This is a genomic window from Streptomyces sp. NPDC032161, from assembly GCF_040636995.1.
Taxonomy (GTDB): Bacteria; Actinomycetota; Actinomycetes; order Streptomycetales; family Streptomycetaceae; genus Streptomyces.
Window position 1 is genome coordinate 13270 of sequence record NZ_JBEZVN010000032.1, and the last position, 22936, is coordinate 36205.

21 protein-coding genes, 1 tRNA gene and 1 pseudogene are annotated in these 22936 nt (G+C 72.4%); 20 read left to right on the forward strand and 3 right to left on the reverse strand.

The genetic code is table 11. From position 1 onward, the window contains the following. Positions 1-35 precede the first annotated feature (35 nt). A complete protein-coding gene (locus tag AB0E67_RS30300; RefSeq protein WP_362032564.1) occupies positions 36-845 on the forward strand; it encodes a class E sortase in 810 nt (269 codons plus the stop codon). Between the two features lie 232 nt (positions 846-1077). Beyond that, positions 1078-1284 carry a hypothetical protein gene (locus tag AB0E67_RS30305; RefSeq protein WP_362032567.1) on the forward strand — a complete coding sequence of 69 codons (207 nt, stop codon included), beginning with the start codon at positions 1078-1080 and terminating at the stop codon, positions 1282-1284. A gap of 200 nt (positions 1285-1484) precedes the next feature. Here the strand turns inward: AB0E67_RS30305 and AB0E67_RS30310 are convergent. Next, positions 1485-1614, reverse strand: a pseudogene (locus tag AB0E67_RS30310) (IS5/IS1182 family transposase); the annotation flags it as partial. 130 nt (positions 1615-1744) lie between these two features. Here AB0E67_RS30310 and AB0E67_RS30315 point away from each other — a divergent pair. The 4 genes from AB0E67_RS30315 (at position 1745) to AB0E67_RS30330 (ending at position 5100) form a co-directional block, all read left to right on the forward strand. Next, positions 1745-1903 (forward strand): DUF3311 domain-containing protein, encoded by a 159-nt coding sequence (locus AB0E67_RS30315; protein ID WP_362032690.1) that lies wholly within the window; start codon positions 1745-1747, stop codon positions 1901-1903. Beyond that, positions 1900-3528 carry a sodium:solute symporter family protein gene (locus tag AB0E67_RS30320; protein WP_362032693.1) on the forward strand — a complete coding sequence of 543 codons (1629 nt, stop codon included), beginning with the start codon at positions 1900-1902 and terminating at the stop codon, positions 3526-3528. The genes AB0E67_RS30315 and AB0E67_RS30320 overlap by 4 nt, the downstream gene beginning before the upstream one ends. A 135-nt stretch (positions 3529-3663) precedes the next feature. Continuing rightward, a complete protein-coding gene (locus AB0E67_RS30325; RefSeq protein ID WP_362032570.1) occupies positions 3664-4008 on the forward strand; it encodes a DUF6412 domain-containing protein in 345 nt (114 codons plus the stop codon). Positions 4009-4329: 321 nt separating this feature from the next. Beyond that, on the forward strand, positions 4330-5100 hold the full coding sequence (locus AB0E67_RS30330; RefSeq protein WP_073783293.1) for a YidC/Oxa1 family membrane protein insertase: 771 nt from the start codon (positions 4330-4332) through the stop codon (positions 5098-5100). A gap of 119 nt (positions 5101-5219) precedes the next feature. Here AB0E67_RS30330 and AB0E67_RS30335 read toward each other — a convergent pair whose 3' ends face one another. Then, positions 5220-6365, reverse strand: coding sequence for a Gfo/Idh/MocA family oxidoreductase (locus AB0E67_RS30335; protein ID WP_362032573.1), 1146 nt, complete (start codon positions 6363-6365; stop codon positions 5220-5222). A 577-nt stretch (positions 6366-6942) separates the two neighbouring features. Between AB0E67_RS30335 and AB0E67_RS30340 the strand changes: the two genes are divergently transcribed. The 11 genes from AB0E67_RS30340 (at position 6943) to AB0E67_RS30390 (ending at position 17806) form a co-directional block, all read left to right on the forward strand. Further along, positions 6943-8217, forward strand: a complete 1275-nt coding sequence (locus AB0E67_RS30340) for a hypothetical protein (protein ID WP_362032576.1) — start codon at positions 6943-6945, stop codon at positions 8215-8217. Between the two features lie 143 nt (positions 8218-8360). After that, positions 8361-9131, forward strand: a complete 771-nt coding sequence (locus AB0E67_RS30345; RefSeq protein WP_362032579.1) for a GntR family transcriptional regulator — start codon at positions 8361-8363, stop codon at positions 9129-9131. A 213-nt stretch (positions 9132-9344) separates the two neighbouring features. Continuing rightward, positions 9345-10469, forward strand: coding sequence for a TIGR03364 family FAD-dependent oxidoreductase (locus AB0E67_RS30350; RefSeq protein WP_362032582.1), 1125 nt, complete (start codon positions 9345-9347; stop codon positions 10467-10469). Between the two features lie 59 nt (positions 10470-10528). After that, on the forward strand, positions 10529-11245 hold the full coding sequence (locus AB0E67_RS30355; RefSeq protein WP_362032696.1) for a phosphonatase-like hydrolase: 717 nt from the start codon (positions 10529-10531) through the stop codon (positions 11243-11245). Further along, complete coding sequence (locus AB0E67_RS30360; RefSeq protein WP_362032585.1) at positions 11242-12399, forward strand: ABC transporter ATP-binding protein; 1158 nt, start codon at positions 11242-11244, stop codon at positions 12397-12399. Before AB0E67_RS30355 ends, AB0E67_RS30360 begins: the two co-directional genes overlap by 4 nt. Before the next feature lie 199 nt (positions 12400-12598). Further along, positions 12599-13414 (forward strand): 2-aminoethylphosphonate ABC transporter permease subunit, encoded by an 816-nt coding sequence (locus tag AB0E67_RS30365; RefSeq protein ID WP_362032699.1) that lies wholly within the window; start codon positions 12599-12601, stop codon positions 13412-13414. Further along, complete coding sequence (locus AB0E67_RS30370) at positions 13401-14198, forward strand: ABC transporter permease subunit (protein ID WP_362032589.1); 798 nt, start codon at positions 13401-13403, stop codon at positions 14196-14198. Before AB0E67_RS30365 ends, AB0E67_RS30370 begins: the two co-directional genes overlap by 14 nt. 106 nt (positions 14199-14304) lie before the next feature. Next, positions 14305-15366, forward strand: coding sequence for a 2-aminoethylphosphonate ABC transporter substrate-binding protein (locus tag AB0E67_RS30375; RefSeq protein WP_362032592.1), 1062 nt, complete (start codon positions 14305-14307; stop codon positions 15364-15366). A gap of 116 nt (positions 15367-15482) precedes the next feature. Continuing rightward, positions 15483-16280 (forward strand): HAD-IIA family hydrolase, encoded by a 798-nt coding sequence (locus AB0E67_RS30380; protein WP_362032595.1) that lies wholly within the window; start codon positions 15483-15485, stop codon positions 16278-16280. 226 nt (positions 16281-16506) lie between these two features. Further along, positions 16507-17121: a hypothetical protein gene (locus tag AB0E67_RS30385; RefSeq protein WP_362032598.1), complete on the forward strand. Its 615-nt coding sequence runs from the start codon at positions 16507-16509 to the stop codon at positions 17119-17121. Position 17122: 1 nt separating this feature from the next. Continuing rightward, positions 17123-17806, forward strand: coding sequence for a class F sortase (locus AB0E67_RS30390; RefSeq protein ID WP_362032601.1), 684 nt, complete (start codon positions 17123-17125; stop codon positions 17804-17806). Positions 17807-18327: 521 nt separating this feature from the next. Here AB0E67_RS30390 and AB0E67_RS30395 read toward each other — a convergent pair. Further along, positions 18328-18401: transfer RNA gene (locus AB0E67_RS30395), tRNA-Lys, on the reverse strand. Between the two features lie 183 nt (positions 18402-18584). On the opposite strand from AB0E67_RS30395, the gene AB0E67_RS30400 reads away from it, so the two are divergent. The 3 genes from AB0E67_RS30400 (at position 18585) to AB0E67_RS30410 (ending at position 22819) form a co-directional block, all read left to right on the forward strand. Continuing rightward, complete coding sequence (locus AB0E67_RS30400) at positions 18585-20030, forward strand: peptidoglycan-binding protein (RefSeq protein WP_362032604.1); 1446 nt, start codon at positions 18585-18587, stop codon at positions 20028-20030. Positions 20031-20040: 10 nt separating this feature from the next. After that, positions 20041-22071, forward strand: a complete 2031-nt coding sequence (locus AB0E67_RS30405) for an SPFH domain-containing protein (RefSeq protein WP_362032607.1) — start codon at positions 20041-20043, stop codon at positions 22069-22071. A 157-nt stretch (positions 22072-22228) separates the two neighbouring features. Then, the gene (locus tag AB0E67_RS30410; RefSeq protein WP_362032610.1) at positions 22229-22819 is read left to right on the forward strand and encodes a lytic polysaccharide monooxygenase auxiliary activity family 9 protein; all 591 of its coding nucleotides are present in this window, start codon (positions 22229-22231) and stop codon (positions 22817-22819) included. Positions 22820-22936 lie beyond the last annotated feature (117 nt).

The following is a 22936-nucleotide window of genomic DNA, read 5'->3' on the forward strand; positions in this document are numbered from 1 at the left end:
TCCGGCCCTGGAGAGTTACGGGGCCGGGCCCTATCGTGCGGGCCGTGCGGGAGCGGATACCGGTGGTGGTGCAGCACGGCGCACGGGGACGCAGGGCCGTGGCGCGCGTTCTCTGGACGGCGGCCGAGGCGGTGGTGACCCTCGGCGTCGTCCTGTTGTTGCTCGTTGTTCATCAGCTGTGGTGGACCAACCGGCAGGCCCGCACCGACGCCGAACACGAGGTGCGGGCCCTGCGGAAGACGTGGCAGGAGCCGGAGGGGGAGAGAGGACACGGAGCGGGGACGACGGGCGGAGCGGGAGACCGGGACACCGGGAGCGGTGACGGGCCGGACCGTGGCGCGGGCTCCGGAGGGCGTACGCCCCAGGGGCGCACCGCGCCCGCCGAGCCCCGGTGGGACCAGGCGTACGCCGTCATCCGCATTCCCAGGATCGGGCTCGTGGCCCCCGTCGCCCAGGGCATCGGCAAGCGCGGCGTCCTCGACAAGGGGTACGTCGGGCACTACCCGCAAACCGCGCAGCCCGGCGAGGCGGGCAACTTCGCACTCGCCGGACACCGCAACACCCACGGCGAGCCCTTCCGGCGCATCGACCGCCTGCGCCGCGGCGACGTGATCGGCATCGAGACCCGGGACGCCGTGTACACGTACACCGTCGACCGGACGCTCGCGCGGACCAGTCCTCGCGACAGCGGTGTCATCGCGCCCGTTCCGCGCAGCGGGGTGAAGCCGGGCGCCGGATACACCGCGGCCGGCTCCTATGTGACGCTCACCACCTGCACGCCCGAGTTCACCTCCCGGTACCGGCTCGTGGTGTGGGGGAGGCTCGCCGATGTCCGGGTTCGGTAGGAGGCGTCCGGTTCGGTGCACGGAGTGGAGGGGAGCCGGGGGCGGGAACGGGGGGCGTGGACCTGTGGGCCTCCGGGGGCGGTGCAACCAGGGCCTGTCCGACGGGTCGCGTCACCGACCCCGCACCCGCCGGCACTGTCACCTGAATGGCGCGACATGACGTGCCTCCCACAGGGGTGTGGATCAAGCTGACTAGTGCCCCGACCGAGGCAATCCGTGAAAGGGGAACCACATGCGCATTCGACGAATCCTCACCGCCGTCATCGCCACGGCAGCCCTCGCCGGACTCGGCCTCACAGGCGCCGCCACCGCCACCGCCACCGCACAGGGTGACCCGTCCTACGTCACCCCTTCTGAGTGCAAGCAGGGCGGCGGAATGCCCGATCTGGCGGACAACCGCTGCAAGGGGGGTATGCACGACGGGGAGCAGATCGACTAAACCCCACAAGGCGCCCCGCGGCCACGCGCCGCGGGGCGCTCCCGCGGTCTGCCGACGCCAGCATGGACACGTTGACGCTGTTGTCGCTGACGACCCCCTTCCTCCGTCTGATCGACGCCGAAGCACGTGGGTCCGCCGAGGACGGGGTGATGGTCGTCCTGACCGAAGTGGACAGCTCGTTGTGGGACGTCAGGGCTGTCGACGGGCGCGTACTCAGCGAACTTCGTCGCCACTGTCCGGGTGCAACGGACCGTGCTTGAGCCGATTGATGGTCCGCTCGACTTCGTTGCGTCGGCGGTAGACCGTCTTGTCGAACCCTGTGGGCCGGCCGCTGGGGTCTCCCCTGCTCGAACGAGGCTGAGAGCTCGGGAAGTGCCGGGCGGCGCGACGGGGCAGACGTTGCCGGGGAGGGGAACTAGGGTGGCCCGACGTGCTGAGACGACGTCCGCAGTTGTTGTGGTTGCTGGTTCCCTATGTGCTGTACCTCGGGATGCTGCCGCTCGTGAACCGGGTGACGCCGGTGGTTCTCGGGCTGCCGTTCCTCTTCGTCTGGCTGCTCGGGGCGACCCTGCTGACACCCGTCGCCGTATGGCTGACCAGGCGGGGGGACCGCCGGTGAACGCGGCGGTCGCGACCTCCGTCCTCGGGGTCTTCATGGTGCTCACCGTCGCCCTGGGGCTGCTCGCGGCGCGCGGGCCGCGGAAGGGGCACGGAACGGACGGCGGCGGGCTCGCGGAGTGGTCCGTGGGCGGGCGCAGCCTGGGGACCGTGTTCATCTGGGTGCTGATGGCCGGCGAGGGCTACACCAGCTTCAGCTACCTGGGCGCCGCGGGATGGGGGTACAACTACGGCGCCCCCGTGCTCTACGTGGTGGCGTACATGTCGTGCGGTTACGCCCTCGGCTACGTCGTCGGGCCGATGCTCTGGGCGTACGCGCGCAGGCACGGACTCGTCGGGATCACCGACATGGTGGCCCATCGCTTCGGGCGGCCCTGGCTCGGCGCGCTGGTCGCCGTTCTCGCGACCGTGTTCCTGCTCCCGTACATCCAGCTCCAGATCACCGGCATGGGGGTGGTCGTCTCGACCATCTCCTACGGCGCCATCAGCCTGAACTGGGCCTACTTCATCGCCTTCGCCGTCACCACCGGCTTCGTCGTGGTGAGCGGGCTGCGCGGCAGCGCGTGGGTGTCCGTGCTCAAGGACGTCCTCGTGATCGCCACGCTCGGCTTCCTCGTCGTCTACGTGCCGCTGCACTACTTCGACGGGTACGGGGCCTTCCTCGACCGGCTCGTCACCGAGAAGAGCGAGTGGCTGACCTTCCCCGGGCACGGGGACAGCGGGCTCGGACAGGCGTGGTTCATCACCACCTCGTTCCTCAACTCCCTCACCGTGGTGATCTTCCCGACCACCGTCGCGGGGTACCTGGGCGCGAAGAACGCCGACGTGCTGCGCCGCAACGCGATGTTGCTGCCCGCGTACAACGTGCTGCTCTTCGTGCCGATGCTGCTCGGCATGGCGGCCCTCTTCGTCGTGCCGGGACTCGTCGGCGCCGAGTCCAACCTGGCGCTCTTCAAGCTCGTCGTGGACTCGCTGCCCGCGTGGGTGGTCGGGGTCGTCGGTGTGGCGGCGGCGCTGTCGTCGATCGTGCCGATGGCCGTGTTCATGCTGGTCATCGGCACGATGTGGGGGCGCAGTGTGCTGTCCCTGGTGCCGCGCTGGGAGCGGCGGCAGAAGGGTGCCGCGCAGAGCGTCGTGGTGGCCGCGGGCGTGATAGCGCTCGTGCTCACCTACACCGCGCCCAACACACTGGTGCGGCTCTCGCTCATCTCGTACGAGGGAATGGCGCAACTGCTTCCGATGGTGCTGCTGGGACTGGTGTGGCGGCGGCTGACGTCGGCCGGGGCGGTGAGCGGGCTGGTCGTCGGGGTGGGGGCGGTATGCGGTTTCGTGTTCACGGGGAACGATCCGGTGTGGGGGGTGAACGCGGGGGTCGTGGCGCTCGGTGCCAACCTGCTGGTCGCCCTCGCCGTGACCTGCGCGGGACCGCGCGTGCGCGACGACCGGCCGGACGACGAGGTGCTCGCACGGGACGAGATCGGCGTTCCGGAGGGGGCCGACGGCCCGGCCGGCGGTCCGGGGAAGACCGGCGGCCCGGGGAGGACCGGTGCGTCGGGGAAGGTCCCCGCTCCCGGGGCTCCCGCCTCCGGGGTCCCTGCCTCCGGAGAGATCCCCGCCTCGGGGTGAGGGGGGCTGGGGTACGGGGAACGGCCGCTCTGTCCGAGCCGTCGTGTATAACGGCTGGAGAGTATGGCGCACGCACAGGTGCGCGAAAGCCGTGCCGTGACAGTCCGCGCATGACAGCGACGAGGGGAGGGGCCGATGAGTGGTGACACGCGCAGTCCGCGTGACGGCGTCACCGGCCTGCCCCGCCCCGTGGCGCTGCTGCTCCTCCTCGTCACCGAGCTGTTCGCGGCGATCCTGCTCGCCGAGGGCGGCAGCCTTTCCGCCGCCGTAGCCCTCGCCGCCACCGCGGCCGCCGGCTCCGCACTCGTCGCCGCCGCGGTCATCAGCGCCCGCTGTGCCGCGCCCGTGCCCCGGACCCGTGTCCGCACGGCGATACGCGACCGGGAGCAGCGCACCGCGTTCCTGCCGCAGCGGGACCCGGACGCCAGGGGCCGCAGACGCCCCCGGGCCCCCGGGCACGCCCTCCCGACGACCGCGTAGGGGCCCGTCCGGTCCGTCCTCCGCCCTGTTCCGTGCGTGGGCCGGTCCGACGCGTGGGCGGTGCGTGTGTGCGTGCGCACTCGTGTCCGCATGCGGATGCCGACACAGCATGTGTACACACGGCGCGTGTACGCGCGGTGCGCCCGTGGCAGGTGCGCCTGGGCGCCCGGCCACGGGTGTCCTCCTCGCGGTTCGTCATGCCGAGTCCGTTACTCACCCCCGGTACTCCGGTGCTCCGGTACGTCCAGTACTTCCAGGACCCCGGTACTCCCGGCACTTCCGGTATTCCCGGCACGACGAGATCCCTCGGAGGGCTCACCGATGTCCGTCCTCATGTCCGCGTTCGCCGCCCTGGTCGGCGCGCTGGCCGATGTACTGCACCCGCTCTTCCAGAGCGCTTCCACCGCCGCCGCCATCGTGCTGTTCACGGCGCTCGTGCGGCTCGCCGTACACCCCCTGTCGCGGGCCGCGGCACGCGGGCAGAAGGCCCGCACCAGGCTCCAGCCGCAGATCGCCGAACTGCGGAAGAAGCACGGCAAGGACCCCGAGCGCATGCAGCGGGCGCTCATGGACCTGCACCGGGAGGAGAAGGTCTCGCCGCTGTCCGGCTGTCTGCCGAGCCTGCTCCAGATGCCCGCGTTCTTCCTCCTCTACCACCTGTTCTCCAGCCGGAGCATCGGCGACGGGCCCAACGAGCTGCTCGGCCACCAGCTGTTCGACGCCCCGCTCGGCGGGCGCTGGCACGATGCGCTGGCGCACGGCGGGCCGTTCGGGGCGCAGGGGCTCGTCTACCTCGGACTGTTCGCGATCGTCGCGGCCGTGGCCACGTTCAACTTCCGGCGTACGAAGCGGCAGATGGCCGCCAACCCGGTCGTCCCCGCGACCGGGCCCGACGGCGAGCCCGTTCCGGGCATGGGCGCCATGACGAAGCTGATGCCGCTGTTGTCGTTCGCCACCCTCTTCACCGTCGCCGTGGTGCCGCTGGCCGCCGCCCTGTACGTCGTCACCAGCACCACCTGGACGGCGGTCGAGCGGGCCGTCCTCTACCGCGACATGCCCGTCGCCGGCACGGCAGCCGCCACCACGGCCTGACCGCGGCCGTGTCCAGGGCCTGGGACGCGAGGTTCAGGGCCTGACGGGCCTGACGGACGGGTGGGAGAGGGGAGCCGTAGGACGCGGGGCGGGGGCGTGTCCCGCCCGGGCCGGGCCCGTCAGGCGTCGGTCGTCGTGTCCGTGGCGGGCGGCAGGGAAACGGTGACGCCCTCGCGGGCCGAGCGGCGGGCGGCCTCCAGCACGTCCAGGGTGGCGGCGGCCTGGAGAGCGGTCACGGGGTTGTCGCCCCTGCCGCGCAGCGCGTCGGTGACCGCCGCGTAGTAGGCGCGGTAGTCGCCCGGCACGGTGGGGACCGGGGCGCCGCCGCCCGTCAGCGGGGACTCGCCCGAGCCGATCCGCCCCCACAGGCTCTCCGGTTCCTCGCCCCACGGCTGGTCGTCCGTCGGGCGGGCGCCCGTGCGCAGGGCGGCCTCCTGCGGGTCGAGGCCGTACTTCACATAGCCGGCGGCCGTACCGAGCACCCGGAAGCGGGGGCCGAGCTGGGCGGCGGTGGCGCTGACGTACAGATGCGAGCGGACCCCGTTCGCATGGGTGAGCGCGAGGAACGTGTCGTCGTCGGCGGCTGCGCCCGGACGGCGTACGTCGGACTCCGCGTACACCCGCGCCACCGGCCCGAACAGCACGAGCGCCTGGTCGACGACATGGCTGCCCAGGTCGTACAGCAGCCCGCCGATCTCCTGCGGATCACCCGACTCGCGCCAGCCGCCCTTGAGCTGTGGACGCCAGCGCTCGAAACGGGACTCGAAGCGTTGTACGGTGCCCAGCTCGCCGTCCGCGAGCAGTTGGGTGAGGGTGCGGAAGTCGTTGTCCCAGCGACGGTTCTGGAAGACCGACAGCAACAGCCCGCGCTCCCGCGCGAGTGCCGCGAGCCGCCGAGCCTCGGCGGCCGTACCGGCGATCGGCTTGTCCACGACGACCGGCAGACCGGCCTCGATCGCTGTGGTGGCGAGCGGGACATGGGTCCGGTTCGGTGACGCGATCACGACCAGATCGAGTTCGTCCGCCCTCTGCCACAGCTCCTCGGGCGACGCGGCGAGCCGCGCGGCGGGGAACTCGGCCCGGGCCCGCGCCCGCCGCTCCTCGTCCGAGGTGACGACCGTGTCGAGGACGAGTCCCTCGGCCGCGGCGATCAGCGGGGCGTGGAACACGGAACCCGCCAGTCCGTAGCCGATCAGTCCGACACGCAGGGCGGGCGGGAAGGTCTCGGACACCACAGGCGTCCCGGGAGTCGCGTTGCCAGTCATACACGTCACTTAAGCAACGCCGTCGCCGAAGTGCGAGAGCCGGCCGGGTTCGGCGCTGGGGGCGCGGTACGGGTACGGGGGCGGTGTCCGGGGCTGGGCCGAACGAGCGGTCCCGGCGGCCGGCCGGAGGGCATTCCGGCACGTCGGTGCCGGTCGCCTCGCGCGTGCGTGGCAGTGTCGCGTGTCCAGAACCGTGAACTCCGGCGCACAGGCCGGGCGGGTGCTGAAGATCTTGGCCGGATCCCGCGGCGGCCGACGCGCACATCTCCGGCGCCTTGTAGCTGTACGTGCCGGCCGCCGCTCCGGACCCGGCCAAGATCTTCAATGCTCGCCCGGCCCGTGCCCCGCCCTTCACCCGATGCCCGGGTCGGCCCGGCGGCCCTCCTGGCCGGGCAGGCCGCCGGTGAAGGGTGCCGGGGGAGTGTCCGGCGAGCGAGCGGGCCGGTTCGACACGGGCCGTGCGACGCGAGCGACACCCGGGTGTTCGGTGAGGCAGGACCGACCGCTCGGTGAGCAGGACCGGCCGTTCGGGCGAGCGGGACCGCCCGTCCGGTGAGCAGCGAAGGTGAGCCCCCGCATGTCCCACACGCCGTCCCCGTCCGGCACACCCGCCGCATCCGGCACACCCGCCACATCCGCCGCAACCGCGGCCTCCCCGCCCACCGGGCGGACGCGGCACGGACTGGCGCTCGGGCTGGCGGCCGCGAGCGTGGTCCCCGCCGTCCTCGGCGGCACGTCCGGTGCGCCCGCCGTCGCCGCGTCGTCGGCCACCGCCGTCGCGAAGCCGGGCGCCGCCACCGACGACGAGCAGTCCGGCTGCGGTGATCCGAAGGCGAGCGAGTTCCCGATCCGCACCCGTATCCATGGTGGTCCGGGCACGTACGCGTCCGGTGGCGGCTACCGGACCTGGTTCCTGGACCTGACCAACACCACGGACGAGGTGTGCCGGGCCGTTCACCCGGTCCTCGTTCTCGTCGACGAGGACCGGAAGCTGACCTCGGAACAGATCCAGCTGGTGTTCTCCGAGCAGAGCCGCCCCGATGTGGAGCACCGCGTCACCTGGGAGACCACCGACCAGGACGAACACATCGGCGTCTTCGGCGGCGGTGACGGTGGCGACGGCGAGGCCGAGGACGGCGGCGCCGAAGCCTTCGAGGGCTTCACCGTTCCGGCGGGGCGCACCGTCACCGTCCGGGTCAGGATGGCGTTCACCTCGGACACCAGCCCGGGGCGGATCACCGCCGGAGCGGCGATCGTCCAGCGCCTGCGCGCGTCGAACGGAGAGGCGGGCAAGCGCGGCGGGGCCGACAAGGACGACGGAGCGTGGGTCGGCGAGTCCGGCGACTACGTCTTCGCCGTCGTCGAGGACGTCGAGGGCTACGGCGGCGGAGGGAGGGCGGGCGGGACGCACGCGTCCTGCACCGGTACCGGTGCCTCCCGTAAGACCGACAAGGCCGGCAGGCCTCGTGACAGCGGAAGAATCGATGGGACCGGCAGGCCCCGTGACAACGGCGGAACCCGTGACAGCGGCAGGACCAGTGGGACCGGCACATCCCGTGGGACCGGCACATCCCGTGGGGGCGGCGGGACCGGTGAAGGAGGACACCCGATCTCGACCCGGCCTTCGACCCCGCCCTCGCCCGGCCGCACCCCGGCGCGCGAGCACCCGCAGCACCGGCCTCCCGAGCCGGCCGCGACCGGTCCCGCCACCGTTCCGTATTCCGGCGTCACCGTCGCCGGGTTCCTGATCGGCGGCGGGGCCGCGGTGGTCCGGTCCCGACGGATGCGGCGCGCCCGCCCCGGCCTCGGTCCCGGACCCGAGCCCGGCCCCCGTCCTCGTTCCAGCTCCTGACCCGGCCGCAGTCCCGACCCCGGCCCCGGACCCCGCCCCGAGCCCGGTTCCGCCCCCGACCCCGATCCTTGTTCCGGCTCCTGACCCGGCCCGTCCCGCAGGTCCGTCCACAAGTGTTCATGTCCGTCTGCCACCATCCCGGCGTGGACTACCCGCACGACCAGACACCTGGCGCACCCATCCGCTCCGGTATCCCGGAGCACGGCCGTATCCCCAAGTACTACGCGGTCAAGGCACGCGTATCCGTCCTCATAGAGGAGTTGGGCGAGGGCGGCATGCTGCCCACCGAACGCGACCTCGCCGAGCGCTACGAGGTCTCGCGCGAGACCGTGCGGCAGGCGCTGCGCGAACTCCTGCTGGAGGGGCGGCTCGCCCGCCAGGGACGCGGCACCGTCGTCGCGGGCCCCAAGCTGGAGCAGCCGCTCTCGCTGGCCAGCTACACGGAGGGGGTCCGGCGCCAGGGCCGTACGCCCGGCCGCCATCTCATCGAGCTGGAACGGTTCCCCTGCCCCGAGCGGCTGGCCGCCGACATCGGGGTGGGGCGCGGAGACCCGGTCTGGCACCTGGAGCGGGTGCTGCTCGCCGACGACGACCGGGTCGGCCTGGAGAGCACGTACGTGTCCGTCGCCCGGGTACCCGACCTGGACACGGAGTTCGACCCCGACTCGTCCTTCTACGCGTACCTGCGCGACCGGCTCGGGATCGTCTTCGGTGCCGCGGACGAGCGGATCGAGACCGTGCTGGCGACACCGCGCGAGGCGTTGCTCATCGGTACGCCGCCCGCGCTGCCCATGCTGCTCATGCACCGGGTCTCGCGCGACGCGGCCGGGGCGCCGCTGGAGCGCGTCCGGACCCTCTTCCGCGGGGACCGGTTCTCGTTCACCGCGCACCTCGGCCCGCAGCACGGGTACTGACCCGCAGCACGGGTACTGAGAAGCCCCCAGCGACGGCCCCGGGGTCTGTCCTCGCACTGTCGTCGGCGGTGCGACGCCCGGCAGGCCCCCGGGCGCACCCGCCTCTCAAGGTCACGGAAACGTAACGGGTCTAGGCCAACTTTGGGGTCCGGTTCACCGTCCCGTTGCCGAGCCGATCCTTCCGGGACACCGGCCCCCACGAGCGTTGCCGTCGTGAGAGTCATCGTCGTAGGAGCCGGCGTGGTGGGAACCATGCACGCCTGGCACGCAGTGAACCGCGGCCACGAGGTCGTACAGATCGAGCGCGAGAGCGAGGCGCGCGGGGCATCGCTCCGCAATTTCGGACAGATATGGGTCAGCGGCCGTGCCGGTGGCGAGGAGTTGGAGACCGCGCTGCGTGCCCGGGAGCTGTGGGAGGAGGTCGGGGCCCGGGTTCCCGGGCTCGGGTTCCGGTCCTGCGGCTCGCTCACCCCGATCCGCACCGAGCTGGAGATCGCCGTCGCCGAGGCGGCCGTTGCCCGCCTCGATGCGGCGGCGCGCGGCTACAAGCTGCTCACCGCCGACGAGGCCCGCGCGATCAACCCGGCGCTGCGCGGTGACTTCGCCGCCGCCCTGTGGTGCGAGCGGGACGCCGCGGTCGAGCCGCGCACCGCCCAGGTCGCGCTGAAGAACGAACTGCTGAAGTCCGGCCGGTACACCTTCCTGGGCGGGCGCGAGGTCCGCGAGGTCGTGGGCTCCGCCTCCGTCCGCGACGACCACGGCGACGTCCACACCGGTGACGCCGTGATCCTGGCCACCGGCGCCTGGCTCGGCGGCCTCGTCCGCGAGCTCGCCGGTCCCGACCTGCCGGTCCGCCGCGTCCGCCTCCAGATGATGCAGACCGACCCGCTCGGCGAACCGCTCACCACGTCCGTCGCCGACGCCGACAGCTTCCGCTACTACCCCGCGTACCGGAGCGAGGCGCTGGACGCGCTCAACGCCGGACAGGCGCAGGCGCCCACCGCCGCGGCGCACAGGATGCAGCTGCTGATGGTGCAGCGCCGCGACGGCGGGCTGACCATCGGGGACACCCACGAGTACGAGTACCCCTTCGCCTTCGACACCGTCGAGGAGCCGTACGAGCACCTCACCGGCGTCGTCGAGGCCCTGCTCGGCCGGCCGCTGCCGAGGATCCGCCACCGCTGGGCCGGCGTGTACGCGCAGTGCACCGACACCAGCCGGGTCGTCCACCGCCAGCAGGTGAGCGACGGCGTGTGGCTGGTCACCGGGCCGGGCGGCCGGGGCATGACGTGCTCGCCCGCCATCGCCGAAACGACCGCCGACGAACTGGGCTGGTGAAGAAGTTGACCGCGCAGAATCCCTCGAACCCGACCGTGCAGAACCCCCTGGACCCGACCGTGCAGAGCCGTTCGAACACGACCCCGCAGAGTCCCCTCAAGCTGATCGTCCTCGACATGGCCGGCACCACCGTCGCCGACGGCGGGCTCGTCGAGCAGGCGTTCTCCGCCGCCGCCGAACGCCTCGGGGTGGAGCCCGGCTCCGCCGACCACGCCGAGAAGCTCGACTACGTACGTGCCACGATGGGCGAGTCCAAGATCTCCGTCTTCCGCCATCTCCTCGGTGACGAGGACCTTGCCCAGCAGGGCAACGCCGCCTTCGAGCGGGCGTACGGCGAACTCGTCGACGGCGGTCGCATCGCGCCGGTCCCCGGTGCCCGTGACGCCATCGAACGACTCCGGGCCGAGGGCCGCACCGTGGTCCTGACCACCGGTTTCGCCCGCGTCACCCAGGACGCCATCCTGGACGCGCTCGGCTGGCGGGACCTGGCCGACCTGACCTTGTGCCCCGCCGACGCGGGCGGGCGCGGGCGGCCCTACCCCGACATGGTGCTCGCCGCGTTCCTGCGCACCGGCGCCGTCGACGGCGTGCGGCAGACCGTCGTCGCGGGCGACACCTCGTACGACATGCTCAGCGGCGTCCGCTCCGGCGCCGGGATCGTCGCGGGCGTGCTCACCGGCGCCCACGACCGGGACCAGCTGACCCGGAACGGGGCCGGCCACGTGCTCGGCTCGGTCGCCGAACTCCCCGATCTGATCGCGCGGGCCGAGGCATGAATAGCGCGGGCACGACGGGCCGGAGCGCGGTGGCCGGGGGCGACGGGGCGGAGCAGAGCGGCGGCCGCGCACCCGTCCGCAGCGGCATCAGGTTCGACCAGGTCAGCGTCGCGTACGGCGGGAACACCGTCCTCGACCGGCTCGACCTGACCGTCGAACCCGGCGAGGTCATGGCCCTGCTCGGACCGTCCGGTTCCGGCAAGACCACCGCCCTGCGCGCCGTCGCCGGATTCGTCCGGCCCGCCTCGGGCCGGGTGTACATCGGCGACCGCGACGTCACCGCCCTGCCGCCGCACAAGCGCGGCATCGGCATGGTCGTCCAGCAGTACGCCCTCTTCCCGCACATGCGGGTCCGCGACAACGTCGCCTTCGGTCTCAAGGCCCGCAAGGCGGCGAAGGGCGAGATCCCCGAGCGGGTCGCCGAGGCGCTCGCACTCGTCGGCATGGCCGCGTACGCCGAGCGCTACCCGCGCGAACTCTCCGGCGGTCAGCAGCAGCGCGTCGCCATCGCCCGCGCGCTCGCGATCCGCCCCGACGTCCTGCTGCTCGACGAACCGCTCTCCGCGCTCGACGCCCAGCTGCGCTCTGGAATGCTCGCCGAACTGGCGCGGCTGCATCGTGAGTTGCCCGACGTGTCCATCCTGTACGTGACCCACGACCAGGTCGAGGCACTCACCCTGGCCGACCGGATCGCCGTCATGGACAAGGCCCGGCTCCAGGACTGCGGCACCCCGCAGGACCTGTACCGGCGCCCGCGCACGCAGTTCACCGCCTCGTTCGTCGGCAATGCCAACCTGCTGCCGGTCACCGTGGCCGACTCCACCGACACCGTCGACTTCGCGGGCCGGGCCCTGGGCGTGCCGACCGGCGACGCGGCGCGCGGCGCCACCGCCACCCTCTGCGTCCGTCCCCACCTGGTCGGGCTCGGCGACGGCCCCAACGCACTGCACGGCACCATCGCCGAGGTGCAGTGGCGCGGTTCCACCCACCGGCTGTACGTGGACATCGACGGGCACCGGGTCAAGGCGGACCTGCGCGAGCTGCGCGAGACGCCCGCGCTCGGCGACAAGGTCACCCTGCACTTCGCCACCGAGGACGCGGTGCTGCTGCCCGCGGGCACGGCGCCCGGAACCGGAGGGGGAGCCCATGTCTAGTGCCGGGAGGGGCACTAGCGCGGTGACCGCCGACATCCGCCCCGGTTCGCCCGGGAGCCGCCCCGGACGGTCCGGGAATCCGGCCGCGGCGTCCGGCGACCGCCCCGGACCGGCCGACGGCCTCCGCGAAGGTGCCGGCACCGGACGGGGCGCGCCGACGGGCGGCGGCCCGGCCCGCAGCGGGCGCGGAGCGCGGGGCATCCCGCGCTTCGTCTGGGCACTGCCGCCCGTCGCCGTGCTCGCGCTCGTCTTCCTCTACCCACTGGCCCTCGTCGTCCAGCAGTCCGTCAGCCCGGACGAGGGCGGCACCTCGCTCGCCCCGTACGCCGACGTGTTCGCCTCCGAGGCGTTCCGTTCCGCGCTGACGACCACCGTGTGGCTGGCGGTCGCCTCGACCGTCGGCTGCCTGGTACTGGGCTTCGTCCTGGCCATGGTCATCGCGTTCGTGCCGTTCCCCGGCGGGCGGGCCGTCTCCCGGTTCATCGATGTCTTCCTCTCCTTCCCGTCGTTCCTGATCACGCTCGCCCTGCTGTTCATCTACGGCAGCGTCGGCATGGCCAACGGCGTCTGGACGGACGTCACCGGCGCGTCGAGCGGCCCCTTCGACTTCCTCACCACCCCGTGGGGCGTGCTCCTCGCCGAGATCACGTACTTCACCCCGTTCGTCATGCGGCCGCTGCTCGCCGCGTTCTCGCAACTGGACAGCGCGCAACTGGAGGTGGCGTCCTCACTGGGGGCGAAGCCGGCCCGGATCGTGCGGCAGGTGATCCTCCCCGAGGCGCTCCCGGCGCTCGCCGCGGGCGGCAGCCTCGTCCTCGTGATGTGCCTCAACGAGTTCGGCATCGTGCTGTTCACCGGCGCGAAGGGGGTCACGACCCTGCCGATGCTCGTCTACGGCAAGGCGATCCTGGAGTCCGACTACCCGGCCGCCTGTGTCGTCGCCGTCGTCAGTATCGCGATCTCCGTGGGTCTCTACAGTCTGTATCGGATGGTGAGCCGCCGTGTTGGTGCATAGCCGTACCGGGAAGTGGGCCGCCTGGGCCGTGTTCTTCGTGCTCTTCGTCCCGCTGTTCGCGCTGCCGCTGCTGGTCGTCGTCGCCGCGTCGTTCTCCACCAACTGGTCCGGCGCCTTCCCCTCGGGCCCGACCACCGAGCACTACACGGCCGCGACCGGCGGCGACTCCCTCCAGGCCCTGACCACCAGCCTGGTCACCGCCGTCGCCGCCAGCCTGCTCGCCCTCACCATCGGGTCCTGGGCCGCGCTGGCAGCCGCCTCGCTGCGACGGCGCGGGAAGAGGTTCCTGGACGCGCTGTTCATGCTGCCGGTCGCGGTGCCGTCCGTCGTCGTGGGCCTCGCCGTGCTGGTGGCGTTCAGCAAGCCGCCGGTGCTGCTGAACGGGACGCGCTGGATCGTGATCCTGGCGCACACCATTCTTGTCACGGCGTTTGCCTATGCGTCGGTTTCGGCGGCGATAGTGCGTCTCGACCCGATGTACGAACAGGCGGCGGCCAGTCTCGGCGCCCGACCGTCGTACGTCCTGTGGCGCGTCAGGCTGCCGCTCCTGCTGCCGTCCCTCACGGCGGCGGCGGGTCTCTGCTTCGCCCTGTCCATGGGCGAGTTGAGCGCCACGATGATGCTCTACCCGCCGGACTGGACGCCGCTCCCGGTGCAGATCTTCGCTGCCACCGACCGCGGCTCGCTCTTCACCGGCGCGGCCGTCGCCGTGGTCCTGATGGGTACGACGCTGCTCGTACTGCTCGGGGTCTCCCGCATCCGCACCAGGGCCTCGTACCGGTGACCCGCCCGCGGCCGCCGTGGCGCCACCGGCACCCCGAACCACACCGAAACACCCCCGTACCGACTCCGGCCGGCTCCCCGGCCGACTCCCAGGAGATCCGACAGCCATGCGCAAGACCCACCTCAAGCCGATAGCCGTCGTCACCGGCGCCCTGGCCCTCGCCGCCACCCTCTCCGCCTGCGGCGGCTCCTCCGCCGCCTCCGACGAGAAGGTCGTCACCGTCTACAGCGCGGACGGCCTCAAGGGCGAGAACGGCGACGGCTGGTACGACAAGGTCTTCAAGGACTTCGAGAAGAAGACCGGTATCAAGGTCGAGTACGTGGAGGGCGGCTCCGGGGAGATGGTGCAGCGCGCCGTCCGCGAGAAGTCCAACACCCAGGCCGATGTGCTGGTCACGCTGCCGCCGTTCATCCAGCAGGCCGACGGCAAGGGCCTGCTGGCGGCGTACGCGCCGGCCGGCGCCGACAAGGTCGACGCCGGCGACAAGGCGTCCGACGGCAAGTGGACCTCGGTCGTCAACAACTACTTCGGCTTCATCTACAACAAGAAGGAGCTGAAGTCGGCGCCCACCACCTGGGAGGAGCTGCTCGACGGAAAGTTCAAGAACAAGATCCAGTACTCCACTCCCGGAGTCGCCGGCGACGGCACGGCCGTGCTCATCAAGGCCATGCACGACTTCGGCGGCAAGGACCAGGCCATGGAGTACCTGAAGAAGCTCCAGGCCAACAACGTCGGCCCGTCCGCCTCCACCGGCAAGCTCGCGCCCAAGGTCGACAAGGGCGAACTTCTCGCCGCCAACGGCGATGTGCAGATGAACTTCGCCCAGTCCAAGGACATGCCCAACCTCGGGATCTGGTTCCCCGCGAAGGAGGGCGGCGAGGCCACCACCTTCGCCCTGCCGTACGCGGCAGGTCTGGTCGACAAGGCCCCGCACAGCGAGAACGGCAAGAAGCTGCTCGGCTTCATGCTCTCCGAGCAGGCCCAGAAGGACGTCAGCGCGGTCGGCGGCGGCTTCGCGGCCCGCAAGGACGTCGGGGCCGCCGACGCCAACGCCGTCGAGCTCGCCGAGCTGATGGAGGGTGTGGAGGTCTTCCAGCCCGACTGGTCGGACATCGGCGGCAACCTGGAGACGTACGTCGGAGCCTGGAAGTCGGCCACCGGCAGCTGACGCGGTCGGCCGTCCGGCCGACGGGGCGAACGCACGCTCTAAACTCGGGGGCGTCGGCGCTGCACAAGGCGGTGCCGCCGGCGTCCCCGCACACGCGTACGGCAGGAGTCCCACGCATGGCAGAGCGCAAGCCGATCTCGTCCTGGCTCACCGACATGGACGGAGTCCTGATCCACGAGGGGACGCCGATCCCCGGGGCAGATGCCTTCATCAAGCGGCTGCGGGACTCGGGACTGCCCTTCCTGGTCCTCACCAACAACTCGATCTACACCGCCCGCGACCTGCACGCCCGCCTGCTGCGCATGGGCCTCGACGTGCCCGTGGCGAACATCTGGACCTCCGCCCTGGCCACCGCCAAGTTCCTGGACGACCAGCGGCCCGGCGGCACGGCGTACGTCATCGGCGAGGCCGGGCTCACCACGGCCCTGCACGACATCGGCTACGTCCTCACCGACCACGATCCCGACTACGTGGTCCTCGGCGAGACCCGTACCTACAGCTTCGAGGCGCTCACCAAGGCGATCCGGCTGATCAACGGCGGCGCCCGTTTCATCTGCACCAACCCGGACGAGACCGGTCCGTCCACCGAGGGGCCGCTGCCCGCCACCGGGTCCGTCGCCGCCCTGATCACCAAGGCGACCGGCAAGGAACCGTACTTCGCGGGCAAGCCCAATCCGCTGATGATGCGCACCGGGCTGAACGCGATCGGCGCCCACTCCGAGTCCAGCGCCATGATCGGCGACCGGATGGACACCGATGTGCTGGCCGGTCTGGAGGCGGGCATGCAGACGTTCCTGGTCCTCACGGGTCTCACCGCGGTCGCGGACATCGACAAGTACCCCTTCCGGCCGTCCAAGGTCGTCGACTCCATCGCCGACCTGATCGACCTGGTCGACGTCGTCCCCGAGGGCTGAGCCCGGCGGCGGCCGGGGCAGGAGCGGGGCGGGAGCCCGACGGGCGGCGCGGGATCCGGTGAGATCCCCGACCGGATCCGGTGAGAACCCCGTCGGACCCAGGCGGGACCACGACGGGATTCGACGGGATCCGTGCGGGGACCGGTCCGGTGCCCGCCGCCCGCTCGGGCCTCCTGCGGATGCGGAACGACGGAGCAGGCGTGAACCTTCACAGAGGAGGTTCACCATGCGTTCCATACCCCTCACGCTCTGTGCTGTGGCGGTCGTGGCGGCCACCCTGGTGCCGGCCCCCGTCGCACTGGCCGAACCGGACCCCGCCGCCGGTTCCCGCGCCGGCTCCGGTCCGGGCACCGCTTCCCGCGCCGGCCCGGACGGTGGATCGGGTGCCTCCCTCTCCGTGACCCCGCGCTCCGCCGCCCCGGGCGCCGAGGTGGCCCTTCGGCTGGACGGCTGCGCGGGCGGGAGCGCCGAAGGCAGCTCCGACGTCTTCGTCTCGAAGGCGCGTTTCGCCCCCGCCGCCGACGGGGGCCTGTTCGCACGGGCCCGGATCGGCACCGAAGCCTCACCGGGCGACCACGGCGTCCAGGCCGTCTGCGCCGACGGTGGCGAAAGGGCCGCCGGAACGGTCACGGTCACCGTCGCCGGACGGGACGCGGCGGCCACTCCTCTGGCCCCGGTCCGCGCGGGCGGCGGCGGCGCCGCCGCCCTCACCGACGAGGAGGCCCGGCGGAGCGGCCCCGGCATCGCGCACGCCGTGATCGGCCTGGCGCTGACCGCCGTCGCGGTCGTCGCCGTCGTGTTCCGCGGCGCGGCGCGGCGCCGCCGCCCGGCGGCGGACTGACATGTCCGCCGCGGACGACCCCGCCGGTCATGGCCGGCTGCTCGCCGGGACGGCCTGGGCCGTCCTGCTCCTGGGCCTGTGGGTCTGGGGCCGCGACCTCACTGACGGCTCCGGAGCCGGTTCCGCCCCGACCACCGGCGACATCGCCGCGGTCGGCCGCCCGCTCGGCGTCCCGCTGCCCTCGCCCCACGACCCGATCGAGGGCGCCGCGCCACGACGGATCGAGGTCCCGTCGATCGGCGTCGACGCTCCCGTGGTCGCCCGTGGCCTGGACGAGGACGGCGCGATCGAGCCACCGCCGTTCGACGCGCCCCGGACCGTCGGCTGGTACGGGAACGGCACCGAGCCCGGCGCGAAGGGCCCCGCGCTCTTCGTCGGTCATGTCGACACCGAGACCAGACCGGCCGTCTTCTACGGACTGAGCGCGGCCCGCCCCGGAGCCAAGGTCGAGGTGACCCGCACGGACGGCACCGTCGCCGAGTTCACCGTGGACGACGTCCAGGTCCTCACCCGTGAACGCTTCAACGCCGACAAGGCGTACGGCCCCCGCAGGAAGGGCCGCGCCGAACTCCGCCTGATCACCTGCGGCGGCACCTACGACCGGGCGTCCCACTCCTACGACGCCAACGTGGTCGTGTCGGCCTACCTGACCGGCGAGAGGCGGAAGGGGAACGGCGGGAGCTGACCCGGCCCGCACCGTCCCCGCCGAGGCCCGTCGGCCGGCCCGCTCGGCTCGGATCGCCGGTCCTGTCGTGAACCGCCGTTGTCCCACGTCGTTCTGATGGAAGATCAACTCATCCGTGACCGTCGGCCGTCGGCGATCCGCGACCGGCGGCGGGTGTGACTCTCGTCACGGCGCTCGAAGTTCTCCCCGCCCCTCTCGGCCCGGGTGGCGTGAGTCGGTCGGGTCCGCGTGTGATCAATCTCGCGCGGCGGCCCTTCCGTCGCGTCCGCCAACTGCGAGCCGGGGCGGCCCGATTGGCGCCGGGCGCTCATGCGAGGGCGCGCACACCACTTTTCGGATGCGTAGCGTGACCGTGTCATCACTGTGTGAAGTGATCGTGTGAGGTGCCGATTGCCGCGCCGTCGCCCGGTGTTGCCTGTGTGTTGCCTGTGAATCCGGAGGGTTGCGGCGTGATCGTTCCGCCCGGCCGACGTGCACGAACAAGGCCCCCTCACGTTCGGTGAGGGGGCCTTGACTCTGCGTGCGCCGCCAGGGACTCGAACCCCGGACCCGCTGATTAAGAGTCAGCTGCTCTAACCAACTGAGCTAGCGGCGCCTGCTGACCTGGAGAATTCTACCCGAAGGAGAAGGGTGCTCCTCACCATTTCCTGTCCGGCACGGCCTGTCGGATGGTCGTTTTTTCTCTCCTATCCGTCAAAATGCAATATGTCATAAGGGTTGAGACACTGACGCCCGTGCAGATGCGCCCAAAGATCTTGAGAACGCGGAGGGGAATCGCATGACTGTGCCGGCTTTCGAGGAGTACATGCCCGCCGTCGACTGCGCCTGTGAGGGGTGTGCCGCGCAGCGGCGGGCCGCCGGGGCCCTGGCCGTACGGGACGGGGGCCATCCAGGTGCCCGCGGCGCGCGCCGCGTGCTGGTGCTGGCCACCGCGGCCGGCGTGGTGCTGAGCACCGGGGCGGCCGAGGCGCTGAAGGCGCCGGGCGGCCGGGCGGCCGACGCGACCGGTTCGGCGGGGACGGCCGGTGCCCCCCGTTCGGACGAGACGACGGTACCGGCGGACGAGCTGGACGCACTGGACGTGTCGGACGCGTCCGATCCGTCGGCTCCGGACGGGGAGGGCGATCTGCTCGCCGGGACCGGAGTGAGCCCGGACACTCCGCAGGGCAGGCCGGGTCCCGTGCAGGGCACCGGTGCGGCCGGCCCGTCGTACACGAACGCCTCGCTCACACTGCGCAAGACCAGCCGGGCCGCGATCATCAACCGGGCGAAGAAGTGGGTCTCCGCGCAGGTGCCGTACAGCATGTCGAGGTACTGGTCCGACGGCTACCGGCAGGACTGCTCCGGCTTCGTCTCGATGGCCTGGAACCTGCCCGGCAACGAGTGGACCGGCAGCCTCGCCCGGTACGGCACCAGGATCGCGCGGAAGGACCTGCAGCCGGGCGACATCCTGCTCTTCCACAACCCCTCGGACCCCAACAAGGGATCGCACGTCACGATCTTCGGCGGCTGGACCGACTACACGCACACCCACTACACGGCGTACGAGCAGACGAGGCCGCACACCCGCAAGCAGACGACGCCCATGGCGTACTGGAGCCACTCCGGCTCGTACGTCGCGTACCGCTACAAGGGGCTGAGCGGGGGGAGCGACGACGGCGGCGGTTCGTCGGTCTCGTTCCCGGGCATCGGGAAGTTCGGCCCCGGGGCCAACAACAAGTACGTCACCCAGCTCGGGAAGATGCTGGTGGAGCGGGGCGGAAGGCGCTTCTACTCGTCCGGCCCCGGCCCGGTCTGGGGCGATGCGGACCGGCGCGCCACGCAGGCGTTCCAGAAGGCCCAGGGCTGGAAGGGCGGCGAGGCGGACGGCTTCCCGGGCCCCCACACGTGGCGCCTCCTGGACAACGGAACCGGCAGCGACATACCCGGTTCGGGATCCGGTGGCAGCGGATCCGGCAGCGGCGGCGCGAGCGGGCCGAACGCGGACTCGGCGTTCCCCGGGCGCGGCCATTTCCGGCCCGGCCAGTCCAACGCCCATGTCGAGAAGCTCGGCAGGCAGTTGGTGAAGAAGGGCTACGGCAAGCACTACCAGTCGGGCCCCGGCCCCCGGTGGAGCGAGGCGGACCGGCGCAATGTCGAAGCCTTCCAGCGCGCCCAGGGCTGGCGGGGCGCGGAGGCGGACGGCTACCCGGGACCGGAGACCTGGCGGCGGCTCTTCTCGTGAGGAAACGGACATGACGGAGGCGGGAATGGGATCCACGGCGTCGGACAGTGCCGGAGCGCCGGAGGCCCGGGCGGATCGGGGAGAGGCGCGGATGCGGGAGCGTGCCCCGTCGAGTGCGGGCGGTCCCGGCGGGGACGTGCGGACCGAGGGCGCGGTGGACCCGGGCGGTGCCACCACCCCGGCCGCGGGCGTCGGCACGCCCGTCGAGGCGACGGGTCGGGATGCGGACACACGCATGGGCCCGGGGACCGGGGCCGATGTGCGCCCGGGGCCCGGTCACGGCCCGGACGCACCGGCGAACGGTCCGGTGACCGGATCCGACGCCGTGGTCGACCTGGTGCTGGACCTGGTCCCGGGGGAGGACGCGGGCACGGTGCCGGACGGTTCCTCCTCGCTGGGCGTGACCTCGGCCTCGGTGTCGGTGCCGTCCGTGGGCGTCGCATCCGGCCCGGTCGTGGCGTCGGACGTCGTGCCCGCCGAAGGGCCCGGACTCCTGCTCGGTGCCGCGCCCGCCATGAAGCCCGGATTCCTGCCGAACGGCGTGGCCGCCGCGAAGCCGGAGCTCGTGGCGGACGGTGGGACCACGGGGAAGCGGGGAGTCCTGCCGGGGGGTGCGCCTCTCGCGGAGGGCGTCGCACCCGCCGTGGAGCCGGCGCCCCGGCCGAGTGATGACTCCGCCGCGGGCCCGGCGGCCGACGAGGAAGCCGTACCGGTCGCGGCCGGCACCCGTCCCGCACCCGTGCGCGGCACCCCGCGCCCGGCCCGGACCTCGCCCCCGGCCTCGGCTCCGTCCACGTTCCCGTCCGCGCTCGCGTCACCGCTGCCGTCCCCCTCCCGGCACCGGGACGCCGCCCGGCAGCGGGATGTCGTCGACCGCGCCCGCGGCGGGGGCGAACGGCCCGTCGCCGCGCCGTCGGGCACCGGGCGGCGCCACGCGGTCATCGGCAGCGAGTCGACCGCGACCATCCCCGTCCACCTGCTCTTCCGCGACGACCCCGGGAACACCGGCACCACCGGGCTCCCCACCAGCGCGTTGCGGCGGGGGACCGGTGGCGGGGGTGCCGTGCCCGGGGGCCGGCGCCCGCCCGCGCCGCGCGGACCGCAGGTGCGGCCCTCGACCCGGCCCGCGCCGGCCGGTGACCCGGAACTCGCCGAACGTTCGGGGCCCGCGCTGCCCGGCTGGGTGGCCCTGCTCGCCGCGCTGTGCGGGATCGCTGGAGCCGGGGCGGTCCTCTGGTGGATCGGAGCGCTGCCGGTGGCCGCGCTCGCCCGGTTCGGGGTCGCGCCGCGGCCGTACGAGGGGATCGGCATCGGCGCCTGGGCGGCCCTCGCCGCGCTGGCGACACTGGTGCTCTTCGCGCTCGGCGGACTGAGCCGGGGGCGGGTCGGATACGCGTGGGTGCTCACGCTGTTCGGCAAGTACCGGGGGAGCGTGCGGCGGACCGGGCTGATGTGGATCAGTCCGCTGCTGCTGCGCCGCCGGGTCGACGTACGCCTGCGGCACTGGCGCAGTGAACCGCTGCCGGCCGTGGACGCCAACGGCACCGCCCTGCGCGTCGTCGTCCTGGTGGTGTGGCGGGTCCGCGACACCGCGCGGGCGCTGCTCGGGGTCGAGGACCATGAAACGTATCTGCGCGAGCAGGTCGAGGCGGCGATGGCCCGGGTCCTCTCCCAGCTCCCCGCCGACGCCTTCCACGAGGACGCGCCCACCCTGCGTGACGCGGAGGCCGTCGGCGACGCGCTGACCCGGATGCTGAAGGCGGACTGCGTGCCCGTCGGCATCGAGGTGTACTCGGCGCAGCCGACCGGGATCGAGTACGCGCCGGAGATCGCCGCGGCCATGCAGCGTCGCCGGATCGCCGCCATCGACGCCAAGCACCGTGACAGTGTCCTGACTTCGGTGGTCGACGCGGTCGACGACACCGTCAACCGGCTGACCGAGCGAGGCATCGTGGAGCTGGACGACTACGAACGGAAGGTGCTGGTCAAGGACTTGACGGTGGCGTTCTACACGGGACGCAGCGGGGGCGAAGGGGTCTGAGGGGGCCGGGAGACCGCTCGGGCGGCGAAGCGGAATCCCGCTCCCATTGGTCTGGACATGTTCATGTCCCGTCAATAATCTAAGACTTGGTCTAGACCGCAGTACGCGCGCAGCAGGGCTCATGGAACCTCCCCCACGTTCTCGAGGAGCGACAGCAATGCGTAAAAGGGCAAGTGCGGCCGTAGTCGGCCTGGCGATCGCGGGCGCCTCGTTGTTCGCGACGAGCAGCGCCAGCAGCCACGGCTACACCGACAACCCCATCAGCCGCCAGAAGCTCTGTGCCAACGGCACCGTGACGGGGTGCGGCAACATCCAGTGGGAGCCGCAGAGTGTCGAGGGGCCGAAGGGCTTCCCGGCGGCCGGTCCGGCCGACGGGAAGATCTGCTCCGGCGGCAACTCCGTCTTCGCCCAGCTCGACGACCCGCGTGGCGGCAACTGGCCCGCCACCAAGGTGACGGCCGGTCAGGGCTTCAGCTTCCGCTGGCAGTTCACCGCACGCCACGCCACCTCGGACTTCCGCTACTACATCACCAAGGACGGCTGGGACCCCACCAAGCCGCTCACCCGGGCCGACCTGGAGCCCCAGCCGTTCATGACGGTGCCCTACGGCGGCAAGCAGCCCCCGGCGACCCTGACCCAGCAGGGCACCATCCCCACCCAGAAGACCGGAAAGCACATGATCCTGAGCGTCTGGAACGTCGCCGACACGACGAACGCGTTCTACGCCTGCTCCGACGTGCAGTTCTGACGCGAGGCACTTGATGCGCTGAGGCACCGACGACCCCCATCGGGTCCGCCCGGGGCGCAGCCGGACCGGCCGCACTCCGGGCGGACCCGATGGGGGCACTTCGACGGGGCTCACGGG